Origin of the sequence: Paenibacillus sp. 598K (genome assembly GCF_003851045.1) — a bacterium.
Taxonomy (GTDB): Bacteria; Bacillota; Bacilli; order Paenibacillales; family Paenibacillaceae; genus Paenibacillus_D.
On sequence record NZ_BFBX01000086.1, the window covers coordinates 1 to 14,022 of the forward strand.

Here is a 14,022-nt window from a genome sequence, read left to right on the forward strand (position 1 = left end):
CGCATAGGCCTACTCGATGAAGCGATCTCTGCATGCAGGGTTTAACGATCCCTTGTTATCGTTTAATAACTAGAGGACTGCGCCTGCCGGTTGAGCATACGCAGCTTACAAGGGCCTGTGGGCCCTGCTCGCTTTTGTCCCCGTATTTCCACCACATGAAGAGTCGGCATTCTGGAAATCCGAGGACAACCGCGATGAGCGCTCATCTGTACGCGCAGACGCCATACTGCTATCAGGAGAGGGGCGACTGCATGTGACGAAGGAAAGGGAGCAAGCCTGGCATGCGCTGGAGACGACGCGTGTGTTGGAGACGTTGGAGACAGACCAAGGAGACGGCCTGAGCGTGGAGGCTGCGGCGAAGCGTCTGGAGGAGCATGGACGCAACGAGCTGCCGGAGGGCGAGCAGACGAGCGTCGTGTTGAAGTTTTTCAAGCATTTCCACGATGTGCTGATCTATATCCTGTTGGCGGCGGCCGTCGTAACGGCGCTGCTCGGGCACTGGCTGGACACGGCGGTTATCGTCGTCGTGGCGATCGTCAATGCGACGATTGGGTTCGTACAGGAGCACCGGGCGGAGAAGGCGCTGGAGGGGATCAAAAATATGCTCTCCCTCGAGGCAAACGTGCGGCGCGGCGGCGAGACGATGGAGGTGGAGGCGACGGACGTCGTGCCCGGAGATATCGTCCTGCTGAAGGCTGGCGACAAAATCCCGGCCGACCTGCGCCTGTTCAAGACGAGCAATCTGGCGGTCGAGGAGTCGGCGCTCACTGGCGAGTCGACTGCGGTGGAGAAAGGAACCGATGCGCTGGCCGAGGATGCGGTGCTCGGCGACCGCACCAATATGGCGTTCTCGGGGACGACCGTCGCCTCCGGCACCGGGCGCGGCATCGTCGTCGCGACGGGCCGCCATACCGAGATCGGGAAGATCAACAAGTCGATTGCCGAGGTTGAGGAGATGCAGACGCCGCTGCTTAAGCAGACGTCTCGCTTTGGCAAGCTGGTGTCGATCGTCATCGTCGGCCTGGCTGCGCTTATGTTCGCCTTCGGCTATCTGCTGCGCGACTACGAGACGGGCGAGCTGCTGCTGTCGGTGATCGGGCTGGCGGTGGCGGCGATCCCCGAGGGGCTGCCGGCGATCCTCTCGATCATCCTGGCGATCGGCGTGCAAAATATGGCCGGGCGCAACGCGATCGTCCGCAATCTGCCGTCCGTCGAGACGCTCGGCGCGGTATCGGTCATCTGCTCGGACAAGACAGGCACCTTGACGCGCAACGAGATGACCGTCACCTCGATCATGACCCATGACTGGGAGTACAGCGTTACCGGCACCGGCTATTCGCCAGAGGGCGAGATCCAGCGCGACGAAGAGCAAGTCGAGGTCAGCGAGGACCCGGTGCTGGCGGCCTTCCTGCGCTGCGTCAAAAACTGCAACGACGCCTCGCTGCGCAAGGATGAGGAGGGACATTGGGTCATCCAGGGCGATCCGACCGAGGGCTGTCTGATCACGCTGGCAGCCAAGGCCGATACGGAGGTGCCGGAGCTGAAGGCAGCATCCAAGATCCCATTCGACTCCGACTACAAATATATGGCGGTGCTGACCGAGCAGGACGGCCGCCAGGTCATCTACATGAAAGGGGCGCCGGACCGGCTGTTCGATATGGCGGAGCAGCAGCTGGGGGCGGACGGCGCAGTCAGCTTTGACCGGGAGGCATGGGAGGATCGGATGCGCGAGCATGCCCGACAGGGCGAGCGCGTCATCGGCGTCGCCATGAAGGAGCTGCCGGAGGGCGAGACGCTCGGGGAGCTGACGCATGACGACCTGCAGGAGGGACTGACGCTGCTCGGGCTCGCCGGCATCGTCGATCCGCCGCGCGAGGAGGCGGTCGAGGCGATCCGCGAATGCATCAGCGCCGGCATCCAGGTGAAGATGATCACCGGCGACCACAAGGAGACGGCGATGGCCATCGGCCAGCAGCTCGGCATCGGCGACGGCGAGGCGGGGCTGGAGGGCAAGGATATCGACGGCATGTCGCAGGAGGAGCTGGCGGAGGCCGCGCAGCAGTACCATATCTTCGCCCGCACCAGTCCGCAAAACAAGCTCCAGCTCGTAGAGGCGCTCCAGAGCAAGGGCAAGATCTGCGCGATGACCGGCGACGGCGTCAACGACGCGCCTGCGCTCAAGCGCGCCGATGTCGGCGTGGCGATGGGGATCAAGGGGACCGAAGTGTCGAAGGACGCCTCGGAGATGGTGCTCGCCGACGACAACTTCGCGACGATCGTCAAGGCGGTCAAGGAAGGCCGGCGCGTCTACGATAATCTTAAGAAGACGATCCTGTTCATCCTGCCGACCAACGGCGCCGAGAGCTTCCTCATCATGGCCAGCATCCTGCTAGGTACGATGATGCCGCTGACGCCTGTGCAGATCCTCTGGGTCAACATGGTCACCTCGGTCACCGTATCGTTAGCGCTCGCCTTCGAGCGGATGGAGCCGCAGGCGATGGAGCGGCCGCCGCGCAACCCGAAGACGCCGCTGCTTAGCGGCTATTACATCTTCCGCATCCTGTTCGTCTCGATCATCCTCGGCGGCGGCACGCTGGCGATGACGATGAGCTTGCTGGATCAGGGCTATGAGCAGGCGACCGTCAACACGGTGACGCTGCATACGATTGTCATCGCCCAGATGTTCCATCTGTTCAACTGCCGCAGCGAGCTGGGCCAGGCGTTTGGCCCTGGATTTTTCTCCAACCGCGCGGTCTATATCGTATCGGGACTATTGATCCTGTTGCAGCTGGCGATCACCTATGTGCCGTTCATGAACACGATCTTCGGCACCGAGCCGATCGCGCTGTCGTACTGGACCTTCCCGGCGCTGATGGGAGTGGCGATCTTCGTGATCATCGAGCTTGAGAAGTGGATCACCCGCACGATCGTCCGCCGCCGGGCGGATGCGGGCAAGGAGACGGCGCTGCAGGCTTGACGGTAACCGCTTCGGGCACGGCTGACGACCTTGTAGATGTACTCGAACGATCCTCGTAGGACGATGCGGGGGTCTTTTTTTTGCATATCGGGGCTTTCGGGGCTATTCGACAGGCAGGGATTTTCGACATGGAGGGCGAAAGCTAACATAATGCATCATTTTCGAATGTTGGACGTATTAGATGTTATAGGATGCAAGGACACATCATGGACGGAATGAAATGGGGGATCGACAATGGGCGGCAGTAATAAGATGAAGCTGGCGATGCTGATGCTCGTCGTAGTCGCTGTATGCGTCATCACGCTATCGCCGGGGCTGCTGGGTCTGAATCTCGTCTCTGGCGGAGCCTTCGAGCGGGCGGTTGCAATAACGGTGCTCGTCATGTGCGGACTGGTGCTGTTGTATGGCGCTTATCAACTGGTGTTGAAGTCGCCGCCGCCACCGCCGCCGCCGACTGAGGCGACGCGCAAGGCACAGACGCCGGAGGATCTCGCTGCTGCGCTGGCGGCGTATCGCTCGACGGATGGCGTACAGCAGGAGGTCGAGCATGGCCTAGAGCAGATGAAGCGGATGGGGCAACGGAGCCGCTCGATCCGCGAGGTGCTGGCCGACCGCTTCGAGGAGAGCGAGCTGAGCTACAAGAAGTTCATGGGCGTCATCATCGAGGTGGAGCGGCTGTTCTATGGCAACATCCGCAGCATCATGAACAAGCTCGGCGTATTCGATGCCGCAGACTTCCGCAGCTTTGCCAAGCGCCATCAAAAATCGTCCTTCTCTCCCCGGCTAGTGCAGGAGAAGACGGCGCTCTACCGGGAGTACAAGACGACGCTGGCCGCGTACCTCGAAGCCAATGAGGAGATCGTGCTGAAGCTCGATAAGCTGACGCTGGAGATCGCAAAGCTCTCGAGCATGGAATATCGCGATGTCGATGAATTGCCGGGCATGCAGGAGATCGACGCGCTGATCAAGCAGACCAAGCTGTATAGGGAGTAGCTGACCAGGTGACCGGTTGGCGAGGCAAGCGACGGGCCGTCTATAGCAAGACAAGATGGTGAGGGGCCCGCACCAAAGGAAGGAGAGGAATCAATGGCAGGCAAAGGAAAAGCGCTCATCTCGCTCTTGGCGATCGGCGCCATCGTGTTCGTCCTGGTCTACCTGGGAATCTCGTACACGTCGAACCTCGGCAAGACTGAGGATCAGGTGACGGCGGAGGGAGCCGACAAGCGACTGGAGAAGGTGTACAACAAAATCAAACCGGCGACGGCAGCGCCGATCAAGGGACAGATCGATCTCGATCCGGTCTCGGTCGCGGATGCGCTACCGGATATCGGCAAGTTCGAGGTCGCGGTGGAGCCGAGTACGACGAGCTTCGTCGAGATTTTCTCCTCAACGGAGAAATCGGGCACCGGCGTGGACGGCTGGCTGCGCGAGGTGGGCGAGGCATTTAACCGCTCAGGAGCGGTCGTGAACGGCCAACCGGTGTCGGTGAAGATCCGCAACATCGCCTCCGGCACGGCTGCCGACTATATCCGCTCCGGCAAGTACGTGCCGGACGCCTTTACGCCATCCAACGAGCTGTGGGGCGAGATGGTCAAGGCGAGCGGCGTCAAGCTCGAGCTGATCGAGAAGCGGCTCGCCGGCAATGTCACCGGCATTGTCGTCAAGCAGGCGAAGTACGACGAACTGGTCGAGAAGTATGGCTCGCTCGGGGTTCGCACCGTCACCGATGCGATCGCCGCCAATGAGCTGTCGATGGGCTATACTGACCCGTTCGCCAGCTCGACGGGGCTGAACTTCCTCGTGACCGCGCTCTCCTCGTTCGACAGCGCCGACCTGCTCGGCCAGACGGCAGTACAGGGCTTCGAGCAATTCCAGGCCAATGTGCCGTTCATCGCCTCGACGACGCTGCAGATGCGCGAGGCGGCCAAGTCGGGCGCGCTCGATGCGTTCGTCCTGGAGTATCAGACCTATGCCAATGCGGCGGATTTGCAGGGCGGTACGGTGTTCACGCCGTTCGGCGTGCGCCATGACAGCCCGCTGTACGCGCTCGGCGAGCTGCCGCAGGCGAAGAAGGATATTCTGAAGGCGTTCGCCGCCTTCGCGCTCAAGGCAGACAATCAGAAGCTGGCTGAGGAGAAGGGCTTTGGCGGGATGAAGGACTACGTCTCCGAGCTGGAGCCGGTACCAGGGACGACGCTGATCGCCGCACAGAAGCTGTGGAAGGAGAAGAAGGACGCGCACAAGCCGATCGCCGCAGTGTTCGTCGCCGACGTCTCGGGCAGCATGAACGGCGAGCCGCTCAATCGGCTCAAGGAATCGCTGCTGCAGGGCCAGAAGTATCTCGGCCGCGACAACAGCATCGGCTTCGTCTCCTATGCCAGCAAGGTAGAGATCAATCTGCCGATCGCCAAGTACGATACCAATCAGCAGTCGATGTTCGTCGGCGCGGTCAGCAGCCTGCAGGCGGGCGGCGGCACGGCCACCTTCGACGGCATCGCGGTAGCGATGAAGATGCTGCAGGAGGAGCTCGCCGTCAATCCGGATACGCGGCCGCTGATCTTCGTCCTCAGCGACGGCGAGACCAACGAAGGCCACTCGCTCAAGGATATCCGGGGCTTGATCGAGACGTACCAGATTCCGATCTATACGATCGGTTACAATGCCGATATCCAGGCGTTGCAGAGCATCTCCGGCATCAATGAAGCCGCCAGCATCAACGCCGACACCGAGGATGTCGTCTACAAGATCGGCAATCTGCTGAACGTGCAGATGTAGACGGATCGCGATTGCCGTCATTATCGGTCGAACGCATAAGCTTGAGCAAGGCCAAGGAATAACATCTGTCTAATATAGGAGGGGTTTGCATGTCATTTTCGATGGAAGTTATCGATGAACAGCAATTGAAGGCGGCGCTGGAGGAAGAGGTCAAGCCGGAGCCGGAGGAAGTCAAGCAGCTGCGCGAGCAAGCGACCGGCAATGTCAGCTCGATCCTGGAGATGGACCTGGAGTCGCTGGAGAAACGTCGCGAGATTATGCAATCGATCGATAAGTTCGGCCTGCAGACGATGCGCTCCTCCTCCGAGAAGAACGCGCTGCTGCAAGTATCCGTCGGCAATCTGGCGAAGGCTGGCGACGAAGGCGGCGATGTCGCGAAGGGGCTGACCGAGCTCAACATGCAGCTCAAGGACCTCGACCCGAGCGCCATCGATTTCGCCAAGGGCGGACTGCTCGGACGACTGTTCAACCCGCTGCGCGCTTACTTCGCCAGGTACGAGAAGGCGGATACCGTTATCGCTGACATCATCGTCTCGCTCGACCGTGGCAAGTCGGTGCTGCGCAACGATAACACGACGCTCGAGATCGAGCAGCAGGTGCTGCGCGACCTGACCAAGCGACTCAACAAGGAGATCCAGCTCGGCATGCTCATGGACGAGGAGATCGAGCGCCAGATCGAGGCGGCGAAGCTGCGCCAGGAGCCGGAGGACCGCATCCGCTTCATCACGGAGGAGGTGCTGTTCCCGCTGCGGCAGCGGTTGATGGATCTGCAGCAGATGCAGGTCGTCAACCAGCAGGGCGTCATGGCGATGGAGGTCGTCATCCGCAACAACAAGGAGCTGATCCGCGGCGTCGACCGGGCGCGCAACGTCACCGTATCGGCGCTCCGCATCGCGGTCACGGTCGCCAGCGCGCTGTACAACCAGCAGGTCGTGCTCAAGAAGATCGAGCTGCTGAACCGGACGACCGACCAACTGATCAGCGGCACCTCTCGGATGCTCAAGGACCAGGGCGCAGCGATCCACAAGCAGTCGCTCGAGTCGAGCGTATCGGTCGACACGCTGAAGCAATCGTTCTCGGATGTGTTGTCGGCGCTCGACGCCATCAGCGCTTACAAGCAAGAGGCGCTGCCGCGGATGCGCGAGACGATCGGCCAGTTCCGCGAGATGGCCGAGAAGGGCGAAGCCCAGATCGTCCGCATGGAGAAGGGCCAGCGTTTGGGGTTGTAGGCGTCTAGTTTACTGCATAGAATAGAAGAAAAATAGCCAAGGAATTTGCCTGCTGTTGAGGCAGATCCTTGGTTTTTTAGTGGGATCGTTTAGAGGCGAGACTTCTGTACTATACTAGACATAGGATTGCTTCAGAATGCTTTGACAAGTTTTAGATAAGTATGAGAGGATACGTATAATAGATCGAATCGATTCGGTTTTGAATTGATAACAAAGGCTGGTGAGAGCTGATGAATGACAATTCAGAGACTAGGTTTTCAGAAGAATTTACAGAAGAGCAAGAAACCGACAAAATTTTTGAATATGACAATTCCCAAGACATAGATATCTACCCCGATGCGACAATAAAAGTGGAGCGAGAGCAATACTCAATCTATGAATTAAAACGCAAATTTTCAAAGGAACTCATTATTCTTGATCCAGAGTTTCAACGTAAATATGTATGGGGTACGCAGCAACAATCTGAATTAATAGAATCGGTACTTATGGGGATCCCATTGCCATTGTTTTATCTAAATGAAACAAAGGATGGGAAGCTGGTTGTTGTTGACGGCCTACAAAGACTGACCACTTTCTTTAAGTTTCTTGATAATGAATTTAAATTGCAAGACTTGAAAATTCTAAATAATATTAATGACTGTTATTTTAGTCAATTAGGAGAAGCCTTTCAATCAAAGCTGGAGGATTATCAAATTATTGCCCAGGTTATAAAGCCGCCTACTCCAGAAAGAATAAAGTTTGACATTTTTGATCGTGTGAACAGAGGAGGGACTCGTCTCAATCAGCAAGAGATGAGAAATGCACTATATCAAGGAAAAGCAACAAAGCTTTTAAAGGATTTAGCAGAAAGTAAAGCGTTTCTTGAGGCGACGGACAATAGTATTACAAAGGATCGAATGAAGGATCGTTACATGATTTTAAGAATGGTAGCTTTTTATTTATGGAGGACTAACAAACTTTTGGATGCAAACGGCAATTTATTGGAGTACCGCACAAAAGAATTAGATGAGTTTTTGGGTAAGGCAATGGAACGTATTAATGCAATGCGAGACGAAGATATTACAAAAGTAAGATCAGTCTTTTTGTTGTCGATGGAAAATAACCTTTTACTATTTGGGAATAAAGCATTTAGAAGAACAAATGGTGAGCGTAGATACCCTGTTAATTTAATTCTTTTCGAATCCTTTGGTTATTTATTTTCTCATTTTAGAAAAGAAGTATGCAATGATAATAAAACACGTATTACTGTTCGCGTTAATGAGTTAATGAACGATGATAGTTTTAAGGATTTGCTGTCTACGGATCGAGGCAGAGGGGTTGTCATTCCACAAATTTTCAATAAAATAGATCAGTTGAAGGAGGAATTCCAGCGTGATTTCGCAGCTGACAATTAAAGGTTTGAAAAGTATCGATAACACAGATCTCGCGATTAAGCCGCTGACCTTATTTGTAGGCATGAATTCATCTGGAAAATCTACCGCTGTTCAATCGATTTTGTTGGCAATGCAAAACATTACAGAGGAAATCGGATCTCCTATCAATGGTGATTTGGTATCGATCGGGGAATTTGATGAAGCTACAAACTTCAGATCCAATTCGAAAGAAATTGAAATTCACCTAGAGTCAGAAAATGATGCGTCTGTGCGAATGAAATTTTACGAAGACGAGCAGCAAATGGTGAAATGGAAGTATGAAGGACAACCCTCTGAAGAAATGATTGCCTATTTGCATAGGAAAAACAAACGCATTCAGTATCTTTCCGCGAACAGAACAGGGGCTCAGGATACGTATTCGAAAAATTACAGCAGCAATTTGAATTTTGGCAACCTGGGTGAGTACACCATCCATTATTTTGAGACTCACAAAAAGGACATCATTCATAGCTCGCTAATTAAAGATCAGGAGCTTGGAAGCACCCTGCAAATCCAGGTTAATTACTGGATGAATCATATTATTGATGCCGAGTTAACGACAGAGGATATTGTACGGACAGATAAAGTCAAAGCCCAATTTCACATGTCTGGAAATCGCAAGGTCAGACCTAAAAATATCGGCTCGGGATTGAGTTATTTAATTTCAATTATAGTTTCCATATTGTCCTCGAACGAAGGGGATCTTCTTGTAATAGAAAATCCGGAAATTCATTTGCATCCACGAGCGCAATCCCGTTTGACAGAGCTGTTTGCATTTGCAGCCCAGAGTGGTTTAAAACTTATCATTGAATCACATAGCGATCATATTTTCAATGGTGTCCGCAAAGCGATTAATAAAAAGACGATAACAAGTAACGATGTTTCCGTCTACTATTTTAAAATTGATAACAACTATATTACAACTCCTACTCGCATTGAATTTAAAGCGAATGGCAATGTGGTGAATCATCAAAAAGGTCTATTTGATCAGTTCGATGATGATTTAGATGAGTTGCTGGGGCTGTGATGATGGAGATCATACTTAATGAATACTCGCTAGATGGGCAGTTTGAGACAATGGACCTGTTTTTTGATTCCTTGAAGCCCATGATAAAGATACATAAGCTGATTAAAGAAGCGGACACTGTGGCTTTGCTACGGCACCACGAGATGTATCAAAGGTTAGTTACGCATGATAAAACGTTGCATGACGTTATGGTTGATAATCGCTCAAGGACTTCGGATGAGATAAGGGTTTTTAAACGAATGATTAGGGAACTTACATCTGAAGATCCTTTCTGGACAACCTTGCCTTCGCATAAACCCAGCGACAGTTATGTTATCGCTACTAATGGAAGTATTCCCACAAATGGTCATGGCTTGGCTGAGGCGTGTGAACGTGATAAGGTGATCGTCTCATTTAAGCACCCCGCCTTTGAAGACGATACGCTTGAAATTTTGAAAAATAATAAACCGATCGTAATCATGAATTTTATTGATCCCTCGCAGTTGTCAGAACTAATGCATGAACGTCGGTTAGTAACGCCTCATTTGTATTGCAAATACCGATTTAATTCGGAAAAGTTATGTTTCGACTTATTGGAAGAAGATCATGGTTTTGATCTGTTGACAGAGGGTGAGGTAAGAGCATTCATTTCCTCCTTTAAATCGTTTCATGAGCTAAGTTGGGATGAAATTTTGAAAAGTGACGGTCTGGAATATAAGTTATACTCCCCCTCTCGAAAAGAAGAGGATTGGTTTAGAGGATCTCAGTACACAAATAAGAACATATCCAAGTTTAGAACGAGCAGGAAATATCGTTGTTTTGGATTCAGGGAGGGCGATGCTTTTTTTGTGTTGCGATTTGAATTAGACCATAAAGAAAGTGACAAAGGATAATAAAATTCGCCTGCTCGCAACTGTTGCGACGCGGGCATTTTTTCTTTTTTCCAAATGTTAACCCCCTTAAAGGCTTGCCCTCCACGGACAACCTATTCTAAGATGAAGAAAATACCTGCTGGTTAAGGAGGCACCCCCTTGGAATCTAGCCGACCGGGCTTGTCGCAGCAATCGTTGCGAGGCGTGCCCGAGCTGAAATATGTGAATGCCGATAATGTCGTCCGGTATCGGGCGATCATGCGGTTCTTCTATCAGGAGTACAAGCGTCTGCGCTACTGGATGCGGACCGAGGAGGTCTATGAGGCGCTCGCGGAGTGGAATGTCTGGCCCGGCTATACGCTGGAGATGTGCCAGCATGATCTCGACCAGCTCGTCGAGTGGCAAAACCTGACGGCCCGGCATGACGGTGGCCGTTCGTCGACGCTCGAGGAATATCTGCGCAAAAAAATGCAATATCTGCTCCGGCCCTACTCGATCGAGATCGAGCGGATGCTGGAGGGACTGGAGAAGGTGACCGGCTACGGCGGCTCGCTGGAGGCGTCGCTGTTCGACACGATCGCGGACCGGCTGTTCCGCATCCGCAGCGAAGCGGGCGAGCTGTCGCCGGAGCAGGCGCTCGAGCTGTGGAACGAGCTGTACCGGGCCTTCGTATCGCTGCATGAGAATGCCGCCGACTACATCGCCAGTCTGCAGACGGCGCGCGCCGAGGAGATGATGGTGACGGAGGCGTTCCTCGTCTTCAAGGAGAAGCTGACGGATTATCTGCAAAACTTCATCCAGGCGCTGCAACGGAGTGCCTACAAGATCGAGGGCAATCTGGCCCGTATCAGCGCGAACGTGAGGGACCAGTTCCTCGAGCAGGCGCTCCAGGGCGAGCTGGACAAGCCTCGGCTCGAGGAAGCGCCGGAGCGCGAAGCGATGCTTGAGGAGATGCGGCAGGGCTGGCATAATATCCAGCGCTGGTTCATCGGCGAGGGCTCGTCGCCGAGCGAGCTGACGATGCTGGAGCGGGCGACCAAGGACGCGATCGCCCGTATCGTCCGCAGCGCGATCCGCATCCAGGAGCGCAAGCGGGCCGGCGTCAGCCGCAAGCGCGAGCTGGAGCATCTGGCGCTATGGTTCGCACGGACGGAGTCGCTCGAGGAGGCGCATCGGCTGGCGGCGCATACGTTCGGCCTGTTCCGGACGCGCCATCTGCAGGGCGAGGACCTGCGGGATACCGACCGCTCGGACAGCTCGAGCTGGGACGAGCGCCCGATGGTGAAGCCGCTGCGCTCCCGCAGCCGCAAGCGGGGCGAGCGGTCCACCGCCGACGCGGTGCGGGACAATGAAGCGCGTAAGCGTCGCGAGCGCGAGGCGTATCAGGTGCGCCAGGCGGAGGAGTGGCGCATGATGGAGTCGCTGCTGGAGCGAGGACGCGTCAGTCTCTCCGAGCTGGGGGTGGTGACGGCGGCGGATCGGCGGCGGTTGCTGCATTGGATCGGCCGCTGCATCACGGCAGGCAAGAGCCATTCGTTTATGACAGCGGAGGGCGTGACGATCACGATGAGCAATCCCCGTACCGAGTCGCGCACCGTGCTGCGCGCGGAGGATGGCGAGCTGGACATTGCGGACTATGAGCTGACCTTTGTGTTGGCCGATGCTGCGGGCGGGTCTGCGGATCGAGCGCGGGCGGAAGCTGCGGCTGGGTTGGATACATCACAGTAGTGAGCCGTGTCGAAGCGTGACTGGATCCGGCAAGGATAGAGCAAGACGCGATTGGCGTGTCAGGAGGAGAGCTGGATGAGAGCAAGCAACGCCGCCCGACGGGCGAGCAAGCAGGGGAGACATGCCGAGCAGGCGGCAGAGCGCAAGCGGGCATGCATGCACGCCCTGCTGAACCGGCCATGGCTGACGAAGGAAGAGGAGCCGGAGCTGTATTATACGGTCAAGGACCACTATGAGGAGCTGCGCGATTGGTTCATGGACAAGGCGGGTCTGCCGCTGCTCCTGACCCGGACGATCGCCAAGCTGGACAAGACGCCAGTGACGGCGTACCAGTGGATGGGGTTCGCGGAGTTCCGCGAGCCGCGTGACTATGTGTTTTTTACGTATGGGCTATGGTATCTCGAGGGCAAGACGGAGTTCGACCAGTTCCTGCTGACGGATATCGTGGAGGAGGTGCGCGAGCAGATGACCGGCAACGGTCTCGATGCCGACTGGCGCGTCTACAGCCACCGGCTGTCGATGACCCGGGCGCTCAAAAAGCTGCGCGCGCTCGGCGTGCTGCACACGATCGACGGCGATGAGAGTCAGTGGGCGCAGGATGAGGGGCGCAACGTGCTGTACGAGAGCTCGCCGACGGCCCGCTATGTGCTGCGGCGTTTCCCCGGCGATCTGCGGAGCTGCTCGACATTGACCGATCTGGAGGACCCGATCCCGTATGCGGATACGCAGCAGGGCGAGTCCGACCGTCGGCGCAACCGGGTGTACCGGCGGCTGCTGATGGAGGCCGCCGTGACCGACAGGCAGTGGGATGAGGCGGACCTTCACTATATGCTGCGGCAGCGCCGGGCGATTATGGATCAGCTCGAGCAGACGTTCGGCTGGGTAGGCCGACGGTATCGCGAGGGGCTGTTCTTCTTCCATCCGGAGCTGACCTCGGAGAGCGAGCTGTTCCCGACCTTGGCCGCTGCCTCTGACCTGGCGATGCTGGCGGCGGGCGAGCTGCGCAAGCGGCTGGCCGAGGAGGGCGGGCTGTATGTGGAGGATGACGGTACCGTGCGTGTCACGGTCACGGAGATGGAGTCGATCTTGTACAAGCTCCAGCTGCGGCACAAGGACTATTGGAGCAAGGAGCTGCGGCAATCGACGTCGCAGGAGCTGGCGGCGCTCTGTCTGGCGCATCTGGATGACTGGGGACTCGGACGGTGGGAGAGCGAGACGAGCTTCCTGATCTCGCCCGTGCTCTCGAGGTGGAATGCGGAGTATGCCAACATGGAATTCGACATGCAAGGGGGAGCATCATGACGCAAGCGACAACGGAGGAGACGGCGCTGCCCAGATGGCAGATGCATCGGGTAGGCATCCTCAACTTCTGGTATTACGACGAGGAGGAGTTCCAGCTCGAGCAGGGACGCATCATCCTGCGCGGGGCCAACGGCTCAGGCAAATCGGTGACGATGCAAAGCTTCCTGCCGCTCGTGCTCGATGGCGACAAGCGGGCGCATCGGCTCGATCCGTTCGGCTCGCGGGATCGCCGCATCGAATATTATCTACTCGGGGAAGAGGACGCAGGCAAGACAGATGTCACCGGCTACCTGTGGATGGAATTCCGCCACAGCGGCACGGGCGCCTACAAGACGATCGGGATCGGGCTGCGGGCGCGCCGTCATGCGGCGCAGGTGCAATTTTGGGGCTTCCTGCTGGAGGACGGTCGGCGGATCGGCCGCGACTGCTGGCTGTACAATCGCAACCAATGGATCGAGGACGAGGTGCGGGTACCGCTGGACCGCAAGGGGCTGGAGGCACTGATCGGCAGCGGCGGTCAGGTCGTCCTGGATCAGAAGAGCTATCAGGATATGGTGAACCGGCATTTGTTCGGATTCTCGGATAGCGACGCCTTCCAGGATCTGCTGCAGCTGATGATTCAGCTGCGTAGTCCCAAGCTGTCCAAGGACTTCAAGCCGTCGGCGATCTATGAGATCCTGCATCAGGCGCTGCCGCCGCTCATCGAGGAGGAGCTGCGGCC

The 14,022-nt window shown here is 56.2% G+C and carries 9 protein-coding genes and 1 pseudogene; all 10 read left to right on the forward strand.

Features of this window, described 5'->3' with window-relative positions:
* The first annotated feature begins 253 nt into the window (after positions 1–253).
* A complete protein-coding gene (locus tag PA598K_RS23385; protein ID WP_128659283.1) occupies positions 254–2,977 on the forward strand; it encodes a cation-transporting P-type ATPase in 2,724 nt (907 codons plus the stop codon).
* A 234-nt stretch (positions 2,978–3,211) separates the two neighbouring features.
* Positions 3,212–3,970, forward strand: coding sequence for a hypothetical protein (locus tag PA598K_RS23390; protein WP_128659284.1), 759 nt, complete (start codon positions 3,212–3,214; stop codon positions 3,968–3,970).
* 93 nt (positions 3,971–4,063) lie between these two features.
* A complete protein-coding gene (locus PA598K_RS23395; protein WP_128659285.1) occupies positions 4,064–5,752 on the forward strand; it encodes a vWA domain-containing protein in 1,689 nt (562 codons plus the stop codon).
* A gap of 89 nt (positions 5,753–5,841) precedes the next feature.
* Complete coding sequence (locus PA598K_RS23400) at positions 5,842–6,981, forward strand: toxic anion resistance protein (protein WP_128659286.1); 1,140 nt, start codon at positions 5,842–5,844, stop codon at positions 6,979–6,981.
* Between the two features lie 230 nt (positions 6,982–7,211).
* Positions 7,212–8,375, forward strand: a complete 1,164-nt coding sequence (locus tag PA598K_RS23405) for a DUF262 domain-containing protein (RefSeq protein WP_128659287.1) — start codon at positions 7,212–7,214, stop codon at positions 8,373–8,375.
* Complete coding sequence (locus PA598K_RS23410; RefSeq protein WP_128659288.1) at positions 8,353–9,420, forward strand: DUF3696 domain-containing protein; 1,068 nt, start codon at positions 8,353–8,355, stop codon at positions 9,418–9,420. Before PA598K_RS23405 ends, PA598K_RS23410 begins: the two co-directional genes overlap by 23 nt.
* A complete protein-coding gene (locus PA598K_RS23415) occupies positions 9,417–10,292 on the forward strand; it encodes a hypothetical protein (protein ID WP_128659289.1) in 876 nt (291 codons plus the stop codon). Before PA598K_RS23410 ends, PA598K_RS23415 begins: the two co-directional genes overlap by 4 nt.
* A gap of 138 nt (positions 10,293–10,430) precedes the next feature.
* Positions 10,431–11,999 carry a TIGR02677 family protein gene (locus PA598K_RS23420; protein ID WP_128659290.1) on the forward strand — a complete coding sequence of 523 codons (1,569 nt, stop codon included), beginning with the start codon at positions 10,431–10,433 and terminating at the stop codon, positions 11,997–11,999.
* Between the two features lie 75 nt (positions 12,000–12,074).
* Positions 12,075–13,301, forward strand: coding sequence for a TIGR02678 family protein (locus PA598K_RS23425; protein ID WP_185602187.1), 1,227 nt, complete (start codon positions 12,075–12,077; stop codon positions 13,299–13,301).
* Positions 13,298–14,022 (forward strand): annotated as a pseudogene (locus tag PA598K_RS23430) (TIGR02680 family protein); the annotation flags it as partial. The gene PA598K_RS23425 and the pseudogene PA598K_RS23430, both read left to right, overlap by 4 nt.